This window comes from Candidatus Nucleicultrix amoebiphila FS5 (assembly GCF_002117145.1).
Taxonomy (GTDB): Bacteria; Pseudomonadota; Alphaproteobacteria; order Caedimonadales; family Nucleicultricaceae; genus Nucleicultrix; species Nucleicultrix amoebiphila.
This window is the reverse complement of the sequence record NZ_CP008743.1, coordinates 1598051-1623128: the sequence shown is the minus strand read 5'-3', so window position 1 is coordinate 1623128 and position 25078 is coordinate 1598051. Positions and strand designations below refer to the sequence as shown.

The following is a 25078-nucleotide window of genomic DNA, read 5'->3' as shown; positions in this document are numbered from 1 at the left end:
CTCCATTCATCCTGCTATTTAAAATGTTTTTCAACCCGTGCTAAGCTTAACGCAAAGATATTTTTTGCACCAGCTTTTAACAAAACATCAGCACAAGTTGTCAGTGTGGCCCCACTTGTATAAACATCGTCCACCAGTAGGATGCTTTTTCCTGCAACAATCGAAGTGTGCTTACTCTTTATCATAAAAGCTCCCTTAACATTTTGAAATCTATTCGTAAGTGTTTGACCTTGAGAGGGCGTACGACGATGACGAACTAAAATGTTCATGGCATAAGGTAATCCAATTGATTTTTTGAGCCTCCGGATCAAAAGAGCAGATTGATTGTAATGTCTATATAAAAGACGCGACCAGTGGAGAGGTACAGGTATCATCAAATCAGCTTCCCACTTACTTTCTTTGTATACTCGACTAAGCCAATTGGTAAAAGTTGGAACCATATAGACTGCATCTCCATGCTTAAAGCGAAGGATCAATTCACGACAGTTATCATCATAAACAAAAACGGAACGAGCTTGATGAAAAGAAGGTTTTTGCCGTGCACACTTTCCACAAAGTATTTCAATACCAACCGTATAATCAAAAGGATATCCACAACATTTACAAATGGCTTCTGATGAGAGAAAAGTCATTTTCTTCCAACAATCAGCACATAACCCATCTTCTTCAAAAAGATAAGTATAACAAAGGAGACATTGAGGCGGAATAATCAGATCAAAAAATCTTCGGGGAGAACTCTTCAAAGCTTTCAAAAGCATCTAAACTGCCTCTGCTAATTCCTGTGTGTTTTCGTTCACTAAAGCAATATCTATCAGTTGAAATTGAGGTTGAACTCGACCTCCCCATCGATTCACTTTGATTGTTCCTATGATTTGAAAGGACTGATCACGGCTCATTTTTAACGCAGCTTCAAGGGGAGTATCAACTGCACGAAAAGCTACTGCCCGCAAATAATTTCCTGCCAAATCTCTAAATATACAACTCAAATGTTTTCCTGCCATAATATCGATTTTTGAAATCCATAAGTCAGAGATCACAAAACGCGGTGTAGGATTCCCTTGACCAAATGGCCCTAATCTCTCAAGAGTTTCAGCTAACTCAATGGTTAATGCTTGAGGGGCCAAACGTCCATCACACTTTAAAATGGGTACTAAATGTTCACGTAAATCTTTTAAGCGATCATTAAAAAAATCTCTCAAAGCAGGGATTTGTGATTCTTCGATAGAAAAGCCTGCAGCCATGGCATGACCACCTCCTTCAAGCAACAGATCCTTTTGTTTGGCTGCATGCACTAGAGCACCCAAATCAATTCCGTCAATAGAACGGCCCGATCCTTTGCCAATTCCTTGTTCATTAAGGCTGATAACTAACGTTGGTTTATAATAGCGTTCTTTAAGACGTCCAGCGACAATACCTATAACACCAGGATGCCAAATCCCAGAAACGATTAAAACTGATGAGTTTCCTTGATGCTGTGCTTGCTGAAAAGCTTCCTCTAAAACTGTTTGTTCAATCTCTTGACGCTCACGATTAAAATAATCCAACTTTTTTGCAATTTCTTGTGCTTCTGACAAATCTTGCGTGGTTAATAAACGCACTCCTAAATCAGATTGACCAACACGTCCACCCGCATTAATACGAGGTCCAATCATGAATCCCAAATGATAAGCTTCTGGTGTTTCATCAATTCCAACCAAATCGCTTAAAATTCGAATGCCCAGGTTAGTTCTTTTTGAAAGAACTTTTAAACCTTGAGTCACAAAAGCACGATTCAAATCCCTTAAGGGAACGACATCACACACTGTTCCCAAAGCCACTAAATCCAAAAATTGTAAGAGATCAGGTTCTTGCATGTCCTTATAATGCCCCTTCTCTCTCAAAGAACGATTAAGAGCCACTGCCAGTAAGAAAGCTACACCCACAGCTGCCATATGTCCTAAAGGACTTGATTCATCCATGCGGTTTGGATTGACAACAGCGTAAGCTTTTGGCAATTTTGGTTCTCCCGCATGATGATCAATAATGATTACATCAACGTCTAAATGACTTGCTTCCTCCAAAACTTCAAAAGAAGTTGTGCCACAATCCACCGTTACAATGACTCGCGCCCCTTTTTCTTGTAAATTTTTAAATGCTACAATGTTTGGGCCATATCCCTCCTTTAGTCGATCAGGAATATAATATAGGGTCTTCACTCCTAAACCGTTTAAAAAATTTAACAGTAGTGCCGATGAAGTTGCGCCATCTACGTCATAATCACCATAAATCGCAACTATCTCATTTTTTTGAATCGCTTTGACAAGACGATCAACAGCTTTATCCATATCTTTGAGATGAGAAGGATCAGCAAGATACGCTTTTAAGGTGGGGTTTAAAAAATTCTCCGCTTGATCAATATGAATCCCACGAAGATTCAGAATGCGTGCGATAATTTCTGGAAGCTCAAAACGTTGTGATAAATGCAAAGTAGCTATATCATTAGATTCAGTCAGCAACCAACGATTACCCATAACGGACTTTTTAACTACGCATCCTTCTAAGGATCGCGTCATTAGATCCTCCTTCAAGATTGAGACTATAGCTCTTTTTGTCCCATTTGTAAGAATTTACGACGTCTTTGTTGCAAAGCTTCATCACCAGAAAGCTTTGATAATTGTTTAAGAGATAATTCAAGTGCATCTCCAACCATAGCAATAGCTGCTTTAGCCGAACGATGAGCACCTCCCAATGGCTCAGTAACGATGCGATCAATCACACCCAGCTTTAGCAAGTCTTGGGCTGTTAATTTTTGTGCAGCTGCAGCTAGTTCTTTTTTTTCGGCAGTACGCCATAGAATAGATGCACATCCTTCGGGAGAAATAACTGAATAGACCGCATGTTCCATCATCAGAACCACGTTCGCTACAGCAATAGCAATAGCCCCTCCAGATCCTCCTTCGCCAGTCACTATAGAAACAACTGGGGTTTTTATCTCTAATAATCTTTCAATCGAAGAGGCAATCGCTTCAGATTGCCCTCTTTCTTCCGCATCAATGCCAGGATGGGCTCCAGCAGTATCCACAAAAGTCAAAATTGGAAGAGAAAATTTTTCAGCCAAATCCATCAAACGTTGAGCTTTACGATAACCTTCTGGTTTTGGCATCCCAAAGTTATGACGCAACCGTGACTCTAAATTATTTCCTTTTTGATGTCCCATGATCATCACGGGGTATCCCCGAAAACGCCCAAGCCCCCCAATTAAAGCCTTATCTTCACCATAACGGCGATCACCTGAAAGTTCTGTAAAATCTTCAATCAACTCGCCAACAAAATCCAGAAATTGTGGCCGCTCACCATGACGAGCAACCAAGACTTTTTGCCAGGGGCTAAGAGATTCATAAGTTTCTTTTAAAAGCTTTTGAACCTTTTTCTCAAGACGACTAATTTCTTCTGTAATATTCACATCACGTTTATTAGACAGATGTCGCAATTCATCTAGCTTATTCTCAAGCTCAATAATTGGTTGTTCGAATTCTAGTGCATGTGCCATAATTATTTCTTTCTTAAAAACTCATTAAAGAATTACTTAGGCTCTTTTTGAACCCTTGACAAGGGGTGATGGGTTAACACCACACTCTTCAGTTTTTCCCCCAAAACATGTGTATAAATTTCAGTGGTTGAGACATCAGAATGACCTAAAAGCTTTTGAATGCTCATTAAATCTGCTCCATGATGCAACATGTGACTTGCAAAAGCATGACGCACAACGTGAGGAGATACCTTATAAGGTGCAATCCCTGCATTCACTGCTATTTCCTTAAGAAGTTGGCCAAAACGTTGCCGTGTTAGATGGCCTTCTTTGCTATTCGAAGAAAACAACCAAACTTCAGAAGTTTTGCTCGACAGAAAATTTTTCCTCACACTTAAATAGGCTTGTAGAGAATCAAGAGCTGCCTTTGAAAGAGGAACCATACGCTCTTTACTACCCTTGCCCTTCACAATCATACTTGAGATTTGTTCTTGAAAATTAATTGTCCTAACGACGGAATACGGTAAAGAAACTAATTCACTAACCCGTAAGCCTGAGGCATAGAGAATCTCCAAAAGACACGCTAAACGTACCCCTTCAACGTCGGATTTCCGATGAGCCGCATTCAATAAAGAGGAGATTTCGTCTTCACTTAAAATTCTTGGTAAAATGCGTTCTTGCTTTGGCGTTTCAATAAGAGCAAAAGGATCCTTAAGCACACGTCCTTCACTTAGCAAAAAGCGATAATAGTGTTTTAATCCTGAAAGACGCCTTGCTATCGTACTATTTGCAAAAGATTTCTTTCGAAGACTTTCAAGGTAGTCACTCACATCATGGACATTAAGTTCATCAAGAATTTTTCGTTGCAATGTAAAATAGTTAATAAAATCTGTGATATCCCGTCGATAAGCTTCTAAAGTATTTTTGGCTAGGTTCTTTTCCGCCAAAAGCATTTCAAGAAAGGCTTCCACATCTCTTTTTGCAATATCAACGACCATGGTTCTAATTAACAAGAATCAATTAATAACTGCAGGACCTTTGTTCGGCTGGAGCTGATCAAAAGTAAACGTTCTTTTTACATCCTTTGTCGGAGCTGGAATGCCCCCTAAGGAAAAAATTAAAGCGACAGTAAGACCACAGCTTACAAGCACTCCCCAAAGAATTTTGACTGTTAGAGACATCTAATACTCCATCATTTATCCTGTTCTCACTATACGATATCTCAGAAAGAGGTTAAAGGGTCCTATTAACTCTTTTGTTTTAATTTCAAAACGACTATAAATTAATATTATGACATTTTACAAAGTTCCAAAAACAATCGCCCTTGTTGGAATGATGGGGGTTGGAAAAACAAGTATCGGTAGATTGCTTGCAAAACGTCTTGGTCTTACCTTTAAGGATTCTGACCATGAGGTTGAAGCTGCAGCCAATTGCACTGTGGCCGATATTTTTGCTTGGTATGGTGAAAAAGCCTTCCGAGATACGGAACGCTTGGTAATAAAAAGACTTGCCGATGAGCCCCCCCATGTACTTTCAACCGGTGTGGAAGTTTTCATTAATCCTGACAGCCGTGAGATCATTAAGAAGAAATGCATTTCTGTGTGGTTGTATGCTAGCCTTGAGACTATTTATCCAAGAGTTGCCCGGCGCAGTCATAGACCTCAGTTAGAACATGGTGATAAACACGAAATTTTAGAGGATTTAATGAAACAATATTACCCTATTTATGAGCAAGCAGATATTCGGGTTGATTGCGATCATCAACCAGCAGAAACGACTGTTGATCGCATTATCCTAGAAATTGAAAAAATTTTTCTTCTTAAGAGCGGTACGTGAGCAAAATTCGAGAAATTGTCGATACGCTGGAATTTCACAAAGCACTGGGCATTGATGAAGTCATTGCAAAGGAACCTCAAAATAAACTTCAAAAAAAAGAACTAGACTTCATATCTCCTTCTCTTACATTGCCTAAGAAAGTCACCCCTCAGAGCAAGATCAGCTTAAAGTCAAAAAATGAATTAGATAAAGCTGCTCGAGAAACAGCCAAATCAGCCAAAACTTTACAGGACCTCAAAGAGTGCTTAGAGCTGTTTGAAGGCTGCTCCTTAAAACACACAGCGATGCATACAGTTTTTGCTGATGGTGTGCCTTCTTCAAAAGTAATGGTAATTGGCGAAGCTCCTGGTGCAGATGAAGATCGCTTAGGTAAACCTTTTGTTGGGCTTAGCGGACAGCTCCTTGATAAAATGTTGGCCGCCATTGGACTTTCCCGTCAAAAGAATATTTATATTTCTAATATTCTCCCCTGGCGTCCTCCGGGTAATCGTCAACCAACGGCAGGAGAGACGAGTGCTTGTCTACCTTTCATTGAACGACATATAGAATTGATTCGTCCAAAAATTATTTTGTTGGTTGGAGGTACTGCAGGAAAAACACTGCTCAACTCAACTGAAGGTATCATGAAATTGCGAGGTCACTTCTTAGACTATGAAACTCAAAATGAGGGATTTAAAGCCCTCGCTTTCCCTACATTTCATCCAGCTTATCTTTTAAGGTCTCCTGGGCAAAAGAAATACGCCTGGCAAGATCTTTTGCGTCTAAAGCACAAGTTAAAAGAACTTGCGATAGAAATTTAATTTTTTCTTGATCCTCTCTTTGAACCAAGTATGTTTCTGTTATGCATGTTCAAATACACCTTACAGAGATTGCCCTTATCGTTGTTGCCGCTCTTGGCTGTGGCTTAATCTTTGAACGTTTACGTCAACCAGCAGTACTGGGCTATATTCTAGCGGGGATTATCCTAAGCTTTCCTATATTTGGTCTCATTCAAAACCAGCATTTTGTTAGTGCCCTTGCGGAACTGGGCGTACTAATGTTACTTTTTTTAGTGGGCATGGAGCTAAGCTTCGATTCTTTTCGATCCGTTTGGCATATCAGTCTCATTACTGCAGCCATGCAAATTGGCGCCAGTCTTCTCACTACTTTTGGGTTAGGATCATTCTTTGGCTGGACTACAGGATTTTGCTTATTAATCGCCTTTGCTATCGCTTTAAGTAGCACAGCCGTGGCTGTGAAAATGCTAGAGAGTATGGATGAACTGAAAACATCCTCAGGCAAGCTTGCTCTAGGAATTTTGATCGCTCAAGATTTGGCAATCGTTCCTATGATTCTCTTTTTACGAAGCTATGAAAATGGTGTAAGTGCCTCTATTTTAATAAAGGTTGGTCTATCGATTGTTATTTTAGCGGGTCTTTTTTGGTATTTGAATCGCCGCAAACAATTTCATTTTTCTTTTTTAAAGCTTGTTTCTGGACATCATGACCTCATGCCAATTGCAGCCCTCGTGTTCTGCTTTGGAATCGCGGCTATTTCAGGTTTAATTGGATTATCAGCTGCTTACGGAGCTTTCTTAGGCGGTCTGATTTTAGGGAACACTGCAAAACGTGATCTTATGATCCAAACGACGAAACCTATACAAAGCGTTCTTCTTATGGTCTTCTTTCTCTCTGTAGGACTTTTAATGGATTTGCATTTTATTTGGCAGAACCTTCTTAAGGTTTTCTTGTTGTTGACCTTTATCACCATAGGGAAGACATTTATGAATATTTTTATTCTACATTTTCTAGGTCGCCCTTGGACAGAATCATTCCTTGTTTCGTTAGTACTTTCACAAGTTGGTGAATTTGCCTTTCTGTTAGCCACTATTGGTATGGACACAAAAATTATTAAGGATGATGGCTATAAGATGATTATTGTTTTAACTGCTCTTTCATTAGCTATCAGCCCTCTCTGGATGGCTTCTGCACGCAGACTACATGATAAAGCTCCAAAACACTTACGAACTTTTAAACAGTACTTAAAGACAGCTTATGAACCTGAAGCCGAATTAGTAGACGTTTTCAAAAACACATATCGAAAAATCCACAAGTTAATAAAAAATAATTTTAAGTAGAATTCATATGCCATCTTTTGATTTAGAAGAGCAATATCCAGGAATTGTTGTTGGCGTAGATGAGGCTGGTCGCGGTCCCTGGGCAGGACCTGTTGTTGCTGCTGCTATGATTATTGAACGCAACAAATTCCCCAAAAGCCTTTTGCATCACATCAACGACTCAAAAGCCCTGAGCCAACAAAAACGTGAAAAACTTTTTGAAGCGCTTATAAATCTGCAAGGAAAAGCTTGCTTTTTCGGTATTGGACAAGCAAGTGTGGAGGAAATTGACCAATATAATATTTTACAAGCAACGTATCTTTCAATGGATAGAGCCGTAAAAGCATTGCCGACTTTGCCCGATGTCGTTCTTATTGACGGCCGTGGACAACCAAAATGGTCTTACAAAACTTTATCGGTGATTAAAGGAGACAGTCTTAGCTATTCCATTGCAGCTGCATCAATAATCGCTAAAGTTACTCGAGATCATATCATGCATGATTTAGCACGCATACATCCTGAATATGGATGGAAGACTAATGCAGGATACGGCACAGAACTACATCAAAAAGCTCTTATGGCTCACGGGCTTACTTCTCATCATCGTCGCAGTTTTCGTCCCATCAAAGATATTACTTCTAGAGTTACCCCTTAAAATAGTGCGTTCCTTGAGCAATAATTTTCTTCATGACTGTTGGTAAGGCATAAGCTCCTAAATTATGAAGAGGCGCCCAAATTCCAGATCCTTCCTTTTGTTGAATTTGTGCAACCGTAACTTGAACCTCAAAATTAAAATGAGTAAAAACATGTCTCACTGGCTTTTCAAGCATTTTCCATGATGCATCAATGGGTGCCCAAGCACTTGCAGTCAACCAATCCCATGGCTCATCTGATCGCCATGTTGTCGTCGGCACTTCCATCATACCTCCCAATAATCCCTTTTCCGGACGTTTTTGAAGATAAACAGATCCACAATCAGACAATAAGAAAAAAGCCACCGCAAATCGCTTTGATTTTATAATCTTGTCTGCTTTATGTGGAAAATCCTCAACTCTGTTCAATCTCAGAGCTTCGCATGTTCGATTCCAAGGACATATTGCGCATTGAGGATTCTTAGGAGTACAAATAGCTGACCCTAAATCCATGAGCGCTTGAGCAAAATCTCCTGGATGCTCTTCAGAAGCAAACTCTTGAGATACTTCTTTGATCTTGCTTATGCTCTTAGGTAAGGGTTCTTCAATGGCTTTCAATCTTGAAAAAACACGGATAATATTCCCATCAATAGGGACTATGGGATAACCAAAAGCAATAGACGCTATAGCACCTGCCGTATAAGAACCTATTCCAGGCAGTGTTTCTAATAGTTGTGGATCCTTAGGAAAAACTCCTTGATATTGAGCCATGACTGTTTGGGCCGCCCGATAAAGATTTCTAGCCCGTGCGTAATAGCCTAATCCCTGCCACTGAACTAAAATCTCATCAAGAGGAGCCTCAGCCAAATCTTTAAGATGAGGCCATCGCTCAATGAATTTCTCAAAATAAGGAATAACGGTGGGCACAGTGGTTTGCTGCAACATAATCTCACTAAGCCACACATAATAAGGATTAGGTGTTTGTCCCTTTTTACTGCGCCAAGGTAAATGGCGTTGATACTGACAATACCACTCTAGTAAATTCTCTCTTAAATAGGATATAGCTTGATCCATGATGAATTGCTTAGACCACCCTGCTCCGGTATAGTGAATGGAAATTTTTATAACCTACAGGATAATATGAACCCCAAACAAGTGATTTTTACGCCTCACGCAATCCAAAAGGTTTTACCTCGCATCTTAAAACCCGCCCTTGATAAGCGCGGTTTTTCTTTAGCGGCGGTTATTCTTGATTGGCCAAAAATTGTTGGTGAAAACATTGCTCGTCATTGTGTTCCCCAAAAAATCAGCTTTGGACGCACAAAATCTTATGGTGCGATTCTCCATGTTAAAGCCACTTCCGGAGCCAGCCTTTGGTTACAACACTCCGAGCATTGGTTGATTGAAAAAATAAATAGTTATTTTGGCTATAAATCCATTGAACGTTTAAAAATTATTCAAGGCCCATTACCCTTTTCTCAAGAATCTTCTGTCGTTACACGATCTCCTGCGCCTTTAAATGCGGATCAAGAAAGAGACTTACTCCATCTTAAAGAAACCATTTCTGATGATGAATTAGTGATTGCCTTGCAAAACCTGGGACGATCCCTTTATGGTGAAATAAATAAAATAAAGCCTAAGGAATGATAATACTTCATGACACATGTCATAAAAACCATCGAGATAGATACTGAACCAATGCTTCCACCGTACCTTCAATCCCTCAATGAACAACAGAGAGAAGCAGTCGAAACTCTCGAAGGACCTCTTTTAGTATTGGCTGGAGCCGGCACAGGTAAAACCCGCGTGTTAACAACGCGAATAGCGCACATTCTTGGTAATCATAAAGCCCTCCCCAGTCAAATTTTGGCAGTAACATTTACCAACAAAGCTTCTTATGAAATGCGGGAACGTATCAGTTCTTTGATTGGACGAACCGTAGAGGGGTTATGGCTTGGAACATTTCATTCTCTTTGTGTGCGTATTTTAAGAAGACATGCGGAACGCATTAATCTGAAAACCAATTTCACCATCCTTGATACTGATGATTCTTTACGCCTTATTAAACAGATTCAAAAAGCAGAAAACATTGATGACAAGAAATGGCCTCCTCGTGCCATTCTAGGTATGATTAGCCTTTGGAAAGATCGAGGTCTTGGCCCTGATCAAATTGATAAGAATAATTTACCCAACCAATATGGACCTAAAAATCCAGCTCTAACAATTTACCCTATTTATCAAGAACGATTGAGAATCCTTAATGCTGTTGATTTTGGGGATCTCCTTCTCCATTGTTTGACTCTCTTTACTCAATGCACAGATATTCTTGATTTTTACCAACATCAGTTTCGTTATATTTTGGTTGATGAATATCAAGACACCAACATTGCGCAATACCTTTGGTTGCGTCTTCTTGCTCAAGGACATAAAAATATTTGCTGTGTTGGAGACGATGATCAATCTATTTACGGTTGGCGTGGCGCTGAAATTGCTAATATTTTGAAGTTCGAGCACGATTTTCCAGGCGCTCACATTATTCGATTAGAACAAAACTATCGATCTACACCTCATATTTTAGGAGCTGCATCTGGTCTTATTGCTAAAAATACTGGACGCCTTGGTAAAACACTTTGGACCGAGGCAGATGCAGGAGAAAAAGTCTTCATAAAAAGCGTTTGGGATGGTGAAGAAGAAGCGCGGTACGTAGGCGATGAAATTGAAGCATTACAAAGGAACAAATTCTCTCTTTCAAAAATGGCTATCCTTGTCAGAGCTAGCCATCAAACCCGCGAATTTGAAGAACGTCTCTTAACTTTAGGTATCCCTTATCGTGTTATTGGCGGTCCAAGATTCTATGAACGTCTTGAAATCCGAGATGCTTTAGCCTATTTACGACTGATAAACGAACCCAATGACAGTCTCGCTTTTGAGCGTATTATCAACACGCCTAAACGTGGAATGGGGAGCGTTGCTTTGCAAAACTTGCATCATATTTCCCGAAGTGAAGGTGTTTCTCTCATGGCCTCGGCTTATAAGATAATTGAGACCGATGAACTTCGTGGTCAAACACGCAATACTCTCGCTAATTTTTTAAAAGATGTCGATCGTTGGCGTCAGCAAGTAAGTTTTATGTCCCCAAGTGATCTTGCAAAAATGGTTCTGGATGAGTCTGGATATACTGAAATGTGGCAACGAGATAAATCTCCTGACGCTCCTGGTCGACTGGAAAACTTAAAAGAACTTGTGGTCGCTCTGGAAGAGTTTGAAACCATTGAAAGCTTTTTAGACCATGTGAGTTTAGTCATGGAAAACTCAAGTAATCAAAATGTTGATAGTATCAGTATAATGACTTTGCACAGCGCCAAAGGTCTTGAATTTGACATTGTTTTTCTCGCTGGTTGGGAGGAAGGACTGTTCCCCCATCAACGCAGTCTTGGAGAAACTGGATTAAAAGGGTTAGAAGAAGAAAGACGACTCGCTTATGTTGGTCTCACACGCGCTCGACAGAGAGCTTACATTATTTATGCAGTGAATCGCAAAATTCATGGGAGCTGGCAGTCCAGCCTACCTTCGCGCTTCATTGGCGAACTTCCTAAGGAACATGTTGATTCACAAACGGCTGTCACAGCTCTGTCTTCTAATTTTAAAATTCGCGATGTTACTGGTCCAGCACGATATCTACCAACTTCATCGGGAAAAAAGTCTCTATCTTCAGCTTCTTCTTTTAATAAATTTGAAGTTGGGACCCGAGTTTTTCATATCAAATTTGGTTATGGGCAAGTGATTGATGCTCATGGTGATAAAGTAGATGTTGACTTTGAACATTCGGGCCTTAAAAAGGTTATCACAAGTTTTTTGGAGAAAGCCTAATGTCTCAATCTACTCCTCTTTGGCAGCTCACTTTTATTACTCACAAGCAAGTTATTCCGTTGTTAGCAGAATGCTTTGACTCAGCTGCTCAATCGGCTTTTGAAATTGATGCGGCTCAAAACTTATGGCGCGTCACAGCTCTTTTTGAAGAATCCCCTGATTATGAAGTGTTGAAAAACCAAATCAACATTCTTCACGAAACACTGGGGCTCAATTTTTCTTCTTTTGAACTTATTAAGCTTGATCAAAAAGATTGGCTTGCGGAAAACCGAAAATCATTTCCACCCATTGAGATCGGTGATTTTTATATTTATGGTTCTCATTTTGAAGGTACTTTACCTTCAGATAAAATTTGCTTCAACATTGATGCAGCGACAGCCTTTGGAACTGGACAGCATGAAACTACCAAGGGTTGTCTTTTGGCACTTCTTAAAATAAAGGAGAAAAAATTTCAGAATATTTTAGACTTAGGGTGTGGCACAGGGATTCTGGCAATGGCTGCGGCAGCCTTATTTCAAACCAAAGTAATTGCAACTGACAATGATAAAGATGCCATCGCTAAGACATCTGAGAATATTTTAAAAAACAATTTCAAAGATAAAATTGAGGTTTTTCACAGTGACGGTTTCTCAAATCCAATCCTTATTGCTCGCAGTCCTTTTGATTTGATTATTGCAAATATTTTAGCAGATCCCTTGATTCATCTGGCACCAGCCATTGCTCAGCATACAAGTCCACAGTCTTTAGTGATTCTATCTGGATTATTAGAAACTCAAAAAACAGATGTTGAAAAAGCTTACATTGCACAAGGCTATAGATTAATTGATCAGCTAAAAATGAATGAGTGGTCAGTTTTAATTCTGCAAAAACAATAAAAAAAGCCCCTCACAAAGAGTGAGAGGCCTTTATTAAATAGCTCTGCTAATTAGCCGTTCACTGCTTCTTTCAAAGCCTTGCCAGCGCGGAATTTAGGTTGAACAGATGCTGGGATACGAATCTTTGCACCAGTGCGTGGGTTGCGACCCTCGCGTGCTTTTCTCTTAGATGTTGAGAATGTTCCGAATCCAACAAAAGTACATGTATCGCCTTTCTTCAAAGCTTTTGCGATACAATCAAAAGTTGATCCAACAGCGCGTGTAACGTCGCTCTTTGAAAGTTTAGTTACTTTTGCTACTTGTTCAATTAAATCATTCTTGTTCATGCACGTACCTTTCTACAGTTTAATAATGATCCCTGTACAACAATTTAGTCCTAAAAACATAGGACTTAGAAGGAATACTACAAAATTCTGAAGACCTGCGATAGATCTTTTTTTTGAGAAAATCATTTAAAAGTCACTGTGTTATTTGGGTACTGGCTGCGCACAACCACTTAAAGCCTTGATTTTACTGGCGTTTTCAGTTTCAGTGCTTTTAGAAACCGTGAGTTTTATGAACAAAAAAAAATAATTTTTTGTGTAATTTACCCTTTCAAGCAGCCTTTGAAGACCATCTTTCATCAAATTTACGTTGTACAAAACTTAAAAGAGTCAGCAATTGACTGGATGAAATACCCGATTTTTTAAAATACTTCCTATTTAAAGTACGTTGAGGAATAGCAAGATGACCAATATTCTCCCATTCTAGATAACCTTCGTCGTTAATAGTTGCTGATGTTTTACGTAAGTTATCAGGATGCAATGAATAAGGAACATCAAGCAGACCTTTTGAAAATGCTATAGGAAAAGCTTTAGAAAATTGCGGTGACAAATTTAAAACTGACTCTATAATATTAATTGCTTGTTCAAAGATCCTTTCTTCTTCAGCAGCATCATATTGTATTGTCGTTGTTTCACTATTAATGTTTTTTTCTACATTCATAGCAATTTCATTCGCATAAATCATCGCTTCTATATTCTCTTCAATCGTGGGTATTCGTTGCGACTCTACAGTCGTTTTTACAATAAGACGTGCTGCGCCGCCTAATTTTGCCAATATAACACTTTCCTTAATAGCGGCCTTTGCACCTTCTATCGTTTTTGGAAATAATCCCATAAATGTATAGACAACAATATGCCAATCCCCATCACCTAAGTATTTTTTTGCTAAGCTATTGAGAACACGTAAACCTGCCATATCTTGAATCAAATTTGTCCCCTGACTATAACTCAAAGAAATGCTCGATAAATTCTGTTGCCTAAAAAAAAGTCCTTCAAGAATTGTCACAGCAATTAAGAACGATGGTGGGCAAAGCTGACCTAAAAGGCAACCACCAAAACTTTCAATATGTGCGTTCTTTGAATGTTCAACAAAGTATAGAACGCTTTTAATCCATTCTTGCGTTGATTCTTGAATTGAAACACTACTATAGGGAATACAATAAGAAATTGGTCCTCCCTCAGATATGGTGATGCCTGTTTTAACCATCGTTTTAAAAAGATTAAAAGGCTTCGCTGAACCGTGACGTACTTGCACGAAAAAAGGATAATCTACTGAATCAGAGACTTCTTGTATCATAGATTGCGTTATATGAGCACCATGAGAGATTAGAGGATAACCATTCAAGTTAATGCGTTTTTCGAGTGCATCGCGGATCTGTTGAAATTCTGAATTTCGCGTATAGCTATCTATGGTAATAGTCCCAACCGTATTACTGCACAGACTCGCAACGGCTTTTAGTCCACTTGTCATCGTCTGAATATTTGAGAACCCCATGCGTGGCTGAATAAGAAGATGGTGATCCCGTTTTTTATATCTTATATATTGATCAAAGCTCTCACAATTCATCAAGCAACTGCTTTAATTTTTTGAGACTCGTATAATAGATAATTTTGAAAATCTACAATTTCCGTTTCTGAATAGATGGCATCAAATCCTGATTGTATAAGTTTTTTTCTTTCTTGATCTGTCAAAGTTCCATTCAAAGTAAGCTTACCTCCCAACACAACTTTCATCTTGTGAAGAAGTGTCATTTTTCGGATTTCTTGAATCAGCTCAGTCCCCTTAATGTGTCCTAGACCATTTACTGAACTCAAAACTAATATAAAAGGGTGATGACGATGACAGGCTTGAATCACTTTACTACTGGCAACACAGGCTCCCAGATTAACGACATCAAAGCCCAACTCTCTCATCAGTAATTCTAGGTAAACAAGATTCCAGGTGTGAGAATCCGAAGATGTTGATGAAAGAACAACTTTCTGAAAATTAGTATGCATTTTATTAATCCTCCCTACTCAATCATTATCCCTACTCTCTCATTGTTTTTTCATTGAAGATTTTTTTTCTCCGCTTATAGTGGTTTCAAAATAACTCATAAATTGCTTGCTGGTCAATTATCTTATTTTCTGAAAAGATCATGCTCACATAGACTTTAAATTCTCATATTTCATATTTTTGCCCAATCGTCTATAGTGACCATAGTAAGTGTTAATATAACTCAATACAGATAAGAAAGTGCTTAAAAACAACTGCATTAAGGCGTCAAGATTGAATTGGGATAGATTAAGAATATTTTATTGGGTTGCAAAGTTTGGATCGTTTAGTAGAGCAGCTAAAGCCCTTAAAACAAGTCAACCAGCTCTTTCTCATCAAATAAGTCATTTAGAAGATGAGCTTGAAAATGATCTATTTGTGAGAGTTTCGCAAGGCATAAAACTCACGCAAAAAGGAGAAGAGTTATTTTTCTCGATTCGTGATGTATTTTTAGAAATTGATACGGCAATTCAAAGAGTCAAAGAAGATGAATCTGAGACTGAAGGAACTTTGAGAATTTCAGCATCACAAGGGTTTATTTCAAACTATCTTTCCCCCAAAATCCCCCTATTCATAGAAAAATATCCTAAACTACGTTTGTCGATTGCTGCCAGTGATTTTGACCTTGATCCTGCTAATGGTGATTTAGATGTCGTCATTCGTCCAAAACTAAAAGGTCGCGCTGATCTTATTCAACACCCTATTATGACAATGCACTTAAGACTGTATGCAAGCAGAGATTATATACAAAAATATGGATTGCCACAGAAAATAAGTGATCTCAATAAACATCGACTCATTGCACATGGAGAGTTCCAATCTCATCCCTATGCAGATCTTGATTGGCATTTAAAAGTTGGAATGCCTGAAGGCGAAAGTCGCAAACCGTTTTTGACACTCAATGGTCCTATTGGAAGAACTCAACTTGCTGAAGATGGGGTGGGAATTATTTTAATTCCCAATAAACATCCCGCCATTCGTAATTCAAAACTTGTGAATATTTTACCGAAAGAACGCGGACCAAAAATTGATCTTTTTTGCATCTATCCAAAACGTCTTAAGAAATTAAAAAAAATTGTCGCGTTTTCACAATTTATACAAGAGGTTTATCAATAAAAGGGAGGAAACCATGAAAAATATAATTTTCATTAATTGTCGACAAATTGAATATTATGATTTTGAAGAACTAAAAAAGCTAGGAGACTTTAAATTTCAGCTCATCACAGATTCCCTTTATTTTAAAAAACTCTCTGATAATCAAAAAAAATTCTTTCATAAAATTCATATTCTCAAGCAAAATCGTTACGAACATACGACTATTAAACCTTTTACCTTTGCGGAAATTGAATCCATCGTTCAAAAAGAACTCATAGAGGATCCCAATCTTGAAATAATTTGCAGTGAAGAAATCAATATTCTTGAAACGGATCTTCTCAAGAGAAAACTTAATATATATGACTCCACCGAAGTTTATATTGATGCTTTTCGTAACAAAATTCTTATGAAAAAAAAAGCACAGGCAGCAGGCATTAAAACGCCTAAATTCATGAACATTGAGCAAGAAAAACTAAAACTTATTCCAGATTATTTGTACGAAGAAATAGTCAATTTTTTAGGTACTCCTTTTGTGATAAAACCTACAGATCAACATTCTTCAATTGGCGTTTTTAAGATTACTAACTTTCGTGATTTTTCCAGAGCGTATTGGTCAATGCTTGGCAACAATTATGAAGCGGAAGAACTTATTGAGGGGGATCTCTATCACAGTGATGTTTTGATTCAAGATGGCCTGATTCATTTCAATCAAGCCTCACGCTATATGTTCTCTGGTTTAGATTTTCTAAAGGGACATAATCATGGTAGCATTCCCATCCTTGCATCTAACCCTCTCTCTAAAAGAATGCGTAATTTTACTGAGAATGTACTAAAAGCCTTAGGCATGAAGAGTGGTTCAGCGCACCTTGAACTTTTTCACACTCCAAGCGATGAATTAATTTTTCTTGAAATTGGTGCTAGGCCGCCAGGCTCTTTGGTTGTCGAAAATTATCGTCGTAGCTTAGGAATCAACATTCTTAATGAAGACTTTAAAATAAAAATGGGCATTCCTTTAAATATTACTACTCATCAGAACATTAAAAGTTTTTGGGGGTTTTTCCCAAGAATACCAGGACGTGTTCTGGATCTTATTCCGCCTATCCTCCACAGCCCTTATGATATTCGTTGGTTTATACAAAAAGGTGATGTCCTCACTGCACCTGAAGCTATAAGTCATAAAGCCGCTGAGTTCTTTGTCTATAATCCAAACTACGATACTCTTTTAAGAGACTTTGAAGAGTTGAGGTTTCATCGAGCACTCAGCGTTGAACCTGTAGACGATTTTCATAGTGAGGCCGCATAATTCACCAAAAACAACGAAAGCCACACATGTGTGGCTTTTATTGCAAAGTTTTTCTAAAGAAGAATACTAAACTCATCATAAGTTACGTTTTTTCTGTAGCAAACAAATCACACTAAACTTCTTTTTTCTATGGCGTTAATTATTTACTTAATCAATTTTAAGTAAAAATTAATATTTTAAATAAAAAAACGGCATATTTTTCCTTTTATTTTCATAATTTAGGAAAAAAGTTCCAAGTCATGGGAATTTTTTTCCCATTTATTGTTACAATTAAGAGAATTTTAATATGTTCAGATCAAAACTGTGCAGTAATAACGTTAAAGCCTTCTTTTAACTTTGTCTAAAGGAGAAATACGGTGGAGGCAGCACTTAATCTAGCAAAGAACTTTGGTCTGGTAAGACTCGCTGTGATCTCAGCAACACTGTTAGCCATGACGGGAGGATTCTTTTATTTCCTTTCTTATGTCTCAAAACCTGAACTTGCCCTACTTTATTCTGATCTTGACTTAGCCGATGCTAATAAAATCGTTTCTAAAATAGAAGGAATGGGCATTGATGTGGAAGTAAGAGGTGGCGGTTCACAAGTATATGTCCCTGTTAGCAAAGTTGGACGTCTTCGTATGGAGATGGCAGAGCACGGTTTACCAAGAGGTGGTTCCGTTGGTTATGAGATTTTTGATCGCGATGAACCTCTCGGTACATCTGGATTCATCCAAAATATTAATCATCTACGTGCTCTTGAAGGAGAACTAGCCCGAACAATTGGTTCTTTGGCACAAGTCAATGCAGCACGTGTTCACCTTGTTTTGCCCAAACGAGAACTGTTTTCAAGAGACAAAGAAGAGCCAAGTGCATCGATCATTTTACGACTCAATGGTACTGGCCGCCTTAGTCAAGCGAAAGTAAGAGCCATTCAACACATTGTAGCTGCTGCTGTGCCGCGACTTGTTCCAGAACGTGTTTCAATCGTTGATGATCAAGGAAATCTTCTTGCCAGCGTTGAAAATAATGATGAAGCAGCCACAGCAACAAGCCTTGAAGAAATGCGTCTCAGTTACGAAAATAGACTGACGCAATCCATTGTTCATCTTCTTGAAAAATACGTTGGTGTTGGAAAAGTTAGTGCCGAAGTCCATACTGAAATGGATATGGATCGCATAGTAGAAAATTCAGAGATCTTTAGCCCTGATGGTCAAGTAGTTCGTTCAACACAAAACATTGAAGAAGGACAAAAAGAGTCCGAAGGTGGCAAGCAAGCAGCCACCGTTGAAAACCAACTGCCCGGAGGAGCCTCCCCTGCTGGTAGCAATGCATCCCAATCAAATCGCAACGAACAAGTAGTGAATTATGAAATTTCTAAAACCCATAAGCAGTACGTTAAGGAAATTGGGGGTGTAAAAAAAGTTTCAGTGGCAGTAATGGTAGACGGTATCTATACCAAAGAAGGAACTAACCCCCCTGTATATAAGGCACGCTCTAAAGAGGAAATGGATCAATTAGCAAAGCTCGTCCAAACAGCTGTGGGTTTTGATGAGAAACGCGGTGATCATGTTGAAGTCTTAAACATGCAGTTTTCAACTACAGATATTGATGGTCCTCTTGAAAGCGCAGGATTCTTTTTGGGATTAACCAAGCCTGAAATCGTAAGAATTATTGAAGTGCTGACCGTAGGATTGGTTGGACTACTTATGCTTCTCTTGGTCTTCAAGCCTATTATAACGAGGATTTTGGAAAGTGTAAGAATTGAACCTCTTCCAATGAGAGAAGCAACTGATGCCGTTCAAGCGCTCCCTGCTAGTGAGCAAGTTTCAGCAATCTCTGGTCCCGGGTCGCCACAAGAAGAAATACAGTTAAAAGCACCTGAAGCAATGAGTGCAAATACAATAGAACAAGTCGGTAAAATGGTTGAAGAACAAACAGATGAGGCAGTCACCATCGTTCGTAGCTGGATGGCTGAAACGGCTTAAGAGGGTACAATGTCGAAAGCAGAAGAAAAAATTAACGGCACTGAGAAAGCAGCGATTTTTATGCTGTCTTTAAATAAGGAACGCGCAACAAAGATTTTGGAAAGACTTGCGGAATCAGAAGTACGTGAATTATCGCATAAAATGGCTACTTTAGGATCTGTAAAGTCAAAGCTTGTTGAAGCAATCTACGGTGAATTTATACAAAGATTTTTTAAAACAGGCGGAACCATTACAGGAGGAGTTGAAAGCACTGAACGTTTTCTTGCTTCAATATTTGATGAACGTAAAGTCCGAGATATTTTATCAGATATTAGTGGTCCCGCAGGACGTACAATGTGGGATAAGCTATCGAATGTGAACGAAGATTTTCTCGCTAATTATCTAAAAAACGAGAACCCACAAATTGTTGCCGTTATTTTATCAAAAATTAGACCTGCTCATTCAGCACGTGTTTTTTCCATGCTTCCTGATGAATTCGCCATAGAAGTAGTATTGCGCATGTTACATATGGAATCAGTCAGCTCTGAAGTACTTGAAAACGTCGAGAAAACTTTAAGAAATGAATTTATGGCTAACTTGTCTAGAACTTCTCAATCTAACCCATATGAACACATGGCTGAAGTTTTCAATGCTTTTGATCGTTCTACCGAATCACGATTCATGACAGCACTTGAGCAAAAAAATACAGAATCAGCTGAGAAAATTCGCGCATTGATGTTTACATTTGATGATCTCATTAAGCTTGATGCTGCAGGGATTCAAACACTTATTAGAGTTATCGATAAATCAAAACTTGCTTTAGCTCTAAAAGGAACAACAGACACAGTAAAAGAACTTTTCTTCAAAAACATGTCAGAACGTGCAGGGAAGCTTTTAAAAGAAGATATGGAATCCCTAGGAATGGTGCGTTTGAAAGCTGTTGATGAGGCTCAGCAAGAAATTATTAATCAAACAAAAGAACTTGCTGCTAAGGGTGAGATAACGATTTCAAGTGGCACAGAGGAAGCAGATGAACTCGTCGGTTAACATACCTCAAAAAGAAGCGAACAACCCTCAAAAATTCATTTTTGGCAGTGAATTTCATAATGATGCCGTTCAAAGACAAAGGCATTTGAAAGAAATTGAAGCTGAATATCAAAAAGGCTTTGACAAAGGCCGTGAAGCAGCAAAAGCAGCTATTGAGAATCTCACCGCAAAATACATTAAGCAATTAAATCTAACCTTAGATGGTCTATATGCTGAGAAAGAGAGTTTAGAAAACATCTATGCAGGACAATTAGCGATGATTGTAAAACTTACTCTACAAAAAATATGTCCTCCAATTGAAAAAGCTTTTGGCCAAGAGATTATTGAGTCTTTTATTAAAGAAGCTCTTTCAGGAAATCATTTCTCTTCTAAAATTCTTCTCAAGACTCCAACAAATTTATGTGAAAATTTAAAGAAAATTCTTCTCAGTAACCCGCTTTTAGAAAAGCACCATGACTCAATCGTTATTGAGGAAGATAGCACCCTTGGCCCTGCCGATTGCACATTAGAATGGGCCAATGTTGGTCTCAAAAGACAATCGGAAGAAATTATGAAGAAAATTGACATAGCCTTGAATCGTTTATTGACTAAAGAAGAGAAAGCTATGACTCAAGAAAATAAACTAGTTATTGAAAATAATGAGAATCTAGGAGGCGAAGATCATGTCGGAAACTGAAAATACGAATGCTACACAGAAAGAGAACATTGACCTCCAGAACTTAGAAAACAGCAGTGGAGAGCACGTTGTTCAGGAAGCTGATCTAAAAGCAGTTTACGAAGTGCCTGTACAAGTTTCAGCTGTTCTTGGTTCTGCTACCATGCGCGTAGAACAACTTCTCAAACTTGGACGAGGCGCGGTCATTGAGTTGGATAGAAAAGCTGGTGAACCCATTGATATTTTTGTGAACAATCGTCTTGTTGCTAGAGGAGAGATTGTGATCGTGAATGAACAGCTTGGTATTACAATGACAGAAATTATTAAATCAGGAAGAGTTTAAGTTTAAGAGGTGAGGAGATAGAAATGCGTTTATTGATTATTGGCGATTTAAAAGGACATATTATCACAGCAAGTAAAATTGCTTTAGCACGAGGTGCTACAGTATCTCAATGTGACACGATCCATGAAGCAATGGAAACATTAAGATCTGGTCGTGGTGCAGATTTAATTATGATTGATGTCAATCTTGATATTCGCTCAATGATTGAAGCCTTAGATACAGAACGCTTCTTCATCCCCGTTGTGGCTTGTGGTTTGGGAACTGATGCTGAACCTGCAACCAAAGCTATCAGAGCAGGTGCGAAAGAATACATCCCATTACCTCCTGATCCAAATTTGATTGCTGCTGTTATTGAAGTCGTCGCCAAACGAGATGATGCTGTAATCTCTGAAGATCCGTCCATGAAGCCTATTTTAAAGTTGGCCGAACAAATTTCTCCTAGTGATGCCAGTGTTCTTATTACAGGAGAGTCTGGAACTGGTAAAGAAGTAATGGCTCGTTTTATTCATCAAAAAAGTCGTCGCAAAAACTTTCCTTTTATCTCTGTAAACTGTGCAGCTATCCCAGAAAACCTTATGGAATCTGAATTATTTGGGCATGAAAAAGGAGCATTTACTGGTGCTATAGCAAGACGCATCGGAAAATTTGAAGAAGCTAATGGAGGTACATTGCTTCTTGACGAAATCAGTGAGATGCACCCAAATCTTCAAGCTAAACTTTTAAGAGCTATTCAAGAACGTGAGATTGACCGAGTAGGAGGAACGAAACCAATAAAGGTTAACATTCGTATCCTTGCAACGAGTAATCGTGATCTAGAAAAATACGTTCGTGAAGGGCATTTCCGAGAAGACCTCTATTTCCGTCTTAATGTAGTTAATTTAAAATTGCCAGGCTTGCGTGAACGTCCAATAGACATACCTCTTTTAGCTGAATATTTTATTGATAAATACACAAAATCAAATGGTCTTCCCATGAAGAAGCTTAATAGTGAAGCTACTGAAATTCTTAAAACCCATCCATGGCGGGGCAACGTGAGGGAACTTGAGAACACCATTCATCGTTCTGTTCTGCTTGCGCCAACAGACATGATTACTCCTGACTGTCTTCAGCTTACAAACAAAGATCCAGAAAACAATAGTCAGTTTCCTGCAGGTTATGAAAATCTTCAAAACCTTCTAATCGGTCGTACAGTTGAAGAAGTTGAGAGAGATCTAATTCTTGGAACCCTCAGTCATTGTCTGGGAAACCGCACACAAGCAGCCCATATTCTTGGAATTTCTATACGAACGCTGCGCAACAAAATTAAACAATATAATGAGAATGGAATCCAGGCTACAAAATCAAGCGCTTACCAAAAGGCTATTTAAGGACTAAGACAAAAAAGGACTCAAAATATGGCACAAGTAGGGAACGCAACAATATCTCAAACGGGCTCATTCAGTTGGATGGCCAGTACCATGAAAAGGGGTGATATCGCTTTTGCCCTTGGCCTCATCTCTATCATTGTGGTGCTAATTATGCCCATGCCCAAATGGTTGTTGGATATGTCTCTGGCTATATCTCTTGCGATTTCAGGTCTCGTATTGATGACAGTTCTATTTATTGAGAAACCTTTGGAATTCAGTTCTTTTCCAATTATTCTTCTAACGTCAACCATGTTAAGGCTATCTCTCAACGTCGCTTCAACAAGACTTATTCTAACCTATGGACATGAAGGACCCAGCGCGGCTGGTGAAGTTATTCGGGCTTTTGGGGCCTTTATTATGCAGGGAAACTTTGTTATTGGCCTTATTGTGTTCGGTATTCTTGTTATTGTGAACTTTGTGGTTATCACTAAAGGTTCAGGTCGTATTGCTGAAGTATCTGCACGCTTCACTCTTGATGCGATGCCTGGAAAGCAAATGGCAATTGATGCTGATTTATCCTCTGGACTAATTAACGAAGACGAAGCTCGCAAACGTCGGAAAGAGTTGGAAGGTGAATCTAGCTTTTTTGGAGCTATGGATGGTGCAGCGAAATTCGTCCGTGGCGATGCTATTGCTGGTCTTTGTATTACCTTCATCAATATTATTGGAGGTATCATCATTGGTGTTGCACAAAGAGATCTATCTTTTGCCGATGCAGCTCAAACGTATACATTGCTCACAGTTGGTGATGGTTTGGTTTCACAAATTCCTGCCCTCGTTGTTTCAACTGCAGCAGGCATGTTGGTCTCTAAAATAAGTTCCGAAGGTTCTGCAGAAAAAGCCGTTTTTGCTCAACTCAGTGCCTACCCAACCGCTCTTGGTCTCAGTTCATTCTTAATGGTTGGTTTTTCTATTTTGCCAGGAATTCCCATGATTCCTTTCCTTTTTCTTGCCTTAATCACGGGAGCTGCAGCTTGGAGACTGACAAATCCTAAGGAGATTCCTATCAATGCAGAAGATCAAGCCCTAGCAATAGCAGATAAAACAAAAACTGAAGAAGAAACATTAAATCAAACATTACATTTAGACCAAGTTCGACTCGAATTAGGGTATGGTCTTCTTCCTTTGGTCAACAGTGGTCATAATCAAAAACTCACAGATCAAATCAAAGCTTTAAGAAAGCAACTTGCAAAAGAACTTGGTTTCTTATTACCTACTGTACGTATTCAAGACAATCTTCAACTCCCTTCAAATTCTTACGTGATTCGAATCAAAGAGGTTGAAGTTGGTCGTGGTGATTTACGTCCACACATGCTCTTAGTTTTGGACCCAGAAGGTAAAGAAATTCGTTTAGCTGGAGAGTCAACGATTGAACCTACATTCGGTCTTCGAGCTATGTGGATTAACTTAGCTGATAAATCACGCGCCGAAGAAGCTGGCTATACAGTTGTCGATCCAATGACAGTGATTTCAACACATTTGAGTGAGACTATAAAAGATAACTCATCGGAGCTCCTTACCTTCACTGAAACACAAAAATTGTTAGATGAAGTCGATAAACCGCATCAAAAACTTGTCAGCGATATGGTACCTAGTCAAATCTCTATGAGCGGAATACAGCGGGTCTTACAGAACCTTCTTGCAGAGCGTGTCTCCATTCGCGATTTATCTACTATTTTGGAAGGTATTTCTGAAGCCTGCAGTATTAATCGTAATACAACTTTTATCACCGAACATGTTCGCATGCGTCTTTCACGCCAGATTTGTGCAACCAACTCTAATAATGAGAACGTTGTAACGCTTGTAACCCTTTCCCCTGAATGGGAGAAAAACATGAGTGACGCTCTTGTATCTACTGACGAAGGGTACCATCTAGCGTTAGCACCAAGCAAACTTCAGGAATTTGCTACAAAAGTTCGCGAGATTTTCGAAAATCAAGCTATTCAAGGCGAAAATCCTGTTCTGCTCACCAGTGCGAATATTCGGCCTCATATTCGCTCGATTATTGAACGATTTAGGCCACTAACTACGGTTTTGTCTCAAAACGAGATTCATCCCAAAGCAAAAATTAAAACAGTCGCTACAATATAAACATAAAGGAGGCACCAC

At 38.9% G+C, this 25078-nt stretch carries 24 protein-coding genes; 15 read left to right on the top strand and 9 right to left on the bottom strand.

All coding sequences use genetic code 11. From position 1 onward, the window contains the following. Positions 1-14 precede the first annotated feature (14 nt). From GQ61_RS08005 to GQ61_RS09205, 5 genes are read right to left on the bottom strand one after another with little or no spacing between them, the layout of a single operon-like run. A complete protein-coding gene (locus GQ61_RS08005) occupies positions 15-758 on the bottom strand; it encodes a ComF family protein (protein WP_085784830.1) in 744 nt (247 codons plus the stop codon). Next, entirely contained in the window at positions 759-2552 is a 1794-nt protein-coding gene (gene recJ, locus GQ61_RS08000) for a single-stranded-DNA-specific exonuclease RecJ (protein WP_085784829.1), read from the bottom strand. Positions 2553-2575: 23 nt separating this feature from the next. Further along, entirely contained in the window at positions 2576-3529 is a 954-nt protein-coding gene (locus GQ61_RS07995) for an acetyl-CoA carboxylase carboxyltransferase subunit alpha (RefSeq protein ID WP_085784828.1), read from the bottom strand. Positions 3530-3561: 32 nt separating this feature from the next. Further along, positions 3562-4521: a site-specific tyrosine recombinase gene (locus GQ61_RS07990; RefSeq protein WP_232317316.1), complete on the bottom strand. Its 960-nt coding sequence runs from the start codon at positions 4519-4521 to the stop codon at positions 3562-3564. A 3-nt stretch (positions 4522-4524) separates the two neighbouring features. Further along, positions 4525-4689, bottom strand: coding sequence for a hypothetical protein (locus GQ61_RS09205; protein WP_157111178.1), 165 nt, complete (start codon positions 4687-4689; stop codon positions 4525-4527). A 109-nt stretch (positions 4690-4798) separates the two neighbouring features. On the opposite strand from GQ61_RS09205, the gene GQ61_RS07985 reads away from it, so the two are divergent. The 4 genes from GQ61_RS07985 to rnhB are packed head-to-tail and all read left to right on the top strand — an operon-like array spanning position 4799 to position 8094. Next, positions 4799-5344: a shikimate kinase gene (locus tag GQ61_RS07985; protein ID WP_085784826.1), complete on the top strand. Its 546-nt coding sequence runs from the start codon at positions 4799-4801 to the stop codon at positions 5342-5344. Further along, positions 5341-6144 carry a uracil-DNA glycosylase gene (locus GQ61_RS07980; protein WP_085784825.1) on the top strand — a complete coding sequence of 268 codons (804 nt, stop codon included), beginning with the start codon at positions 5341-5343 and terminating at the stop codon, positions 6142-6144. Before GQ61_RS07985 ends, GQ61_RS07980 begins: the two co-directional genes overlap by 4 nt. 41 nt (positions 6145-6185) lie before the next feature. Then, positions 6186-7460 carry a cation:proton antiporter gene (locus GQ61_RS07975; protein WP_085784824.1) on the top strand — a complete coding sequence of 425 codons (1275 nt, stop codon included), beginning with the start codon at positions 6186-6188 and terminating at the stop codon, positions 7458-7460. Positions 7461-7467: 7 nt separating this feature from the next. After that, positions 7468-8094: a ribonuclease HII gene (gene rnhB, locus GQ61_RS07970; protein ID WP_085784823.1), complete on the top strand. Its 627-nt coding sequence runs from the start codon at positions 7468-7470 to the stop codon at positions 8092-8094. Here the strand turns inward: rnhB and mutY are convergent. Beyond that, positions 8084-9145, bottom strand: coding sequence for an A/G-specific adenine glycosylase (mutY, locus tag GQ61_RS07965; protein WP_085784822.1), 1062 nt, complete (start codon positions 9143-9145; stop codon positions 8084-8086). The two genes, rnhB and mutY, sit on opposite strands and share 11 nt — an antisense overlap. 66 nt (positions 9146-9211) lie before the next feature. On the opposite strand from mutY, the gene GQ61_RS07960 reads away from it, so the two are divergent. The 3 genes from GQ61_RS07960 to GQ61_RS07950 are packed head-to-tail and all read left to right on the top strand — an operon-like array spanning position 9212 to position 12816. Continuing rightward, positions 9212-9718, top strand: a complete 507-nt coding sequence (locus GQ61_RS07960; protein WP_085784821.1) for a DUF721 domain-containing protein — start codon at positions 9212-9214, stop codon at positions 9716-9718. A gap of 9 nt (positions 9719-9727) precedes the next feature. Beyond that, on the top strand, positions 9728-11941 hold the full coding sequence (locus GQ61_RS07955) for an ATP-dependent helicase (protein WP_232317315.1): 2214 nt from the start codon (positions 9728-9730) through the stop codon (positions 11939-11941). Then, positions 11941-12816, top strand: a complete 876-nt coding sequence (locus GQ61_RS07950) for a 50S ribosomal protein L11 methyltransferase (RefSeq protein WP_085784820.1) — start codon at positions 11941-11943, stop codon at positions 12814-12816. The genes GQ61_RS07955 and GQ61_RS07950 overlap by 1 nt, the downstream gene beginning before the upstream one ends. Before the next feature lie 50 nt (positions 12817-12866). On the opposite strand, the gene GQ61_RS07945 is transcribed toward GQ61_RS07950, so the two are convergent. From GQ61_RS07945 to GQ61_RS07935, 3 genes are all read right to left on the bottom strand, one after another. After that, positions 12867-13142, bottom strand: coding sequence for an HU family DNA-binding protein (locus GQ61_RS07945; protein WP_085784819.1), 276 nt, complete (start codon positions 13140-13142; stop codon positions 12867-12869). A 268-nt stretch (positions 13143-13410) separates the two neighbouring features. Then, complete coding sequence (locus tag GQ61_RS07940) at positions 13411-14706, bottom strand: hypothetical protein (protein WP_085784818.1); 1296 nt, start codon at positions 14704-14706, stop codon at positions 13411-13413. After that, positions 14706-15137 carry a cobalamin B12-binding domain-containing protein gene (locus GQ61_RS07935; RefSeq protein WP_085784817.1) on the bottom strand — a complete coding sequence of 144 codons (432 nt, stop codon included), beginning with the start codon at positions 15135-15137 and terminating at the stop codon, positions 14706-14708. The genes GQ61_RS07940 and GQ61_RS07935 overlap by 1 nt, the downstream gene beginning before the upstream one ends. Before the next feature lie 271 nt (positions 15138-15408). Between GQ61_RS07935 and GQ61_RS07930 the strand changes: the two genes are divergently transcribed. The 8 genes from GQ61_RS07930 to flhA all read left to right on the top strand — a co-directional run bounded on the left by GQ61_RS07930 (position 15409) and on the right by flhA (position 25060). Further along, positions 15409-16290 (top strand): LysR family transcriptional regulator, encoded by an 882-nt coding sequence (locus GQ61_RS07930; protein ID WP_198157324.1) that lies wholly within the window; start codon positions 15409-15411, stop codon positions 16288-16290. 13 nt (positions 16291-16303) lie between these two features. Next, entirely contained in the window at positions 16304-17572 is a 1269-nt protein-coding gene (locus GQ61_RS07925) for an ATP-grasp domain-containing protein (protein ID WP_085784815.1), read from the top strand. Positions 17573-17928: 356 nt separating this feature from the next. Then, entirely contained in the window at positions 17929-19539 is a 1611-nt protein-coding gene (gene fliF / locus GQ61_RS07920; protein ID WP_085784814.1) for a flagellar basal-body MS-ring/collar protein FliF, read from the top strand. A 9-nt stretch (positions 19540-19548) separates the two neighbouring features. Then, positions 19549-20565, top strand: a complete 1017-nt coding sequence (fliG, locus tag GQ61_RS07915; protein WP_085784813.1) for a flagellar motor switch protein FliG — start codon at positions 19549-19551, stop codon at positions 20563-20565. Beyond that, positions 20549-21241 carry a FliH/SctL family protein gene (locus GQ61_RS07910; protein WP_085784812.1) on the top strand — a complete coding sequence of 231 codons (693 nt, stop codon included), beginning with the start codon at positions 20549-20551 and terminating at the stop codon, positions 21239-21241. Before fliG ends, GQ61_RS07910 begins: the two co-directional genes overlap by 17 nt. Further along, positions 21228-21563, top strand: coding sequence for a flagellar motor switch protein FliN (fliN, locus tag GQ61_RS07905; RefSeq protein WP_085784811.1), 336 nt, complete (start codon positions 21228-21230; stop codon positions 21561-21563). The genes GQ61_RS07910 and fliN overlap by 14 nt, the downstream gene beginning before the upstream one ends. 23 nt (positions 21564-21586) lie before the next feature. After that, on the top strand, positions 21587-22930 hold the full coding sequence (locus GQ61_RS07900; protein ID WP_085784810.1) for a sigma-54-dependent transcriptional regulator: 1344 nt from the start codon (positions 21587-21589) through the stop codon (positions 22928-22930). A gap of 90 nt (positions 22931-23020) precedes the next feature. Next, entirely contained in the window at positions 23021-25060 is a 2040-nt protein-coding gene (gene flhA, locus GQ61_RS07895; RefSeq protein WP_232317314.1) for a flagellar biosynthesis protein FlhA, read from the top strand. The last annotated feature ends 18 nt before the right edge of the window (positions 25061-25078 follow it).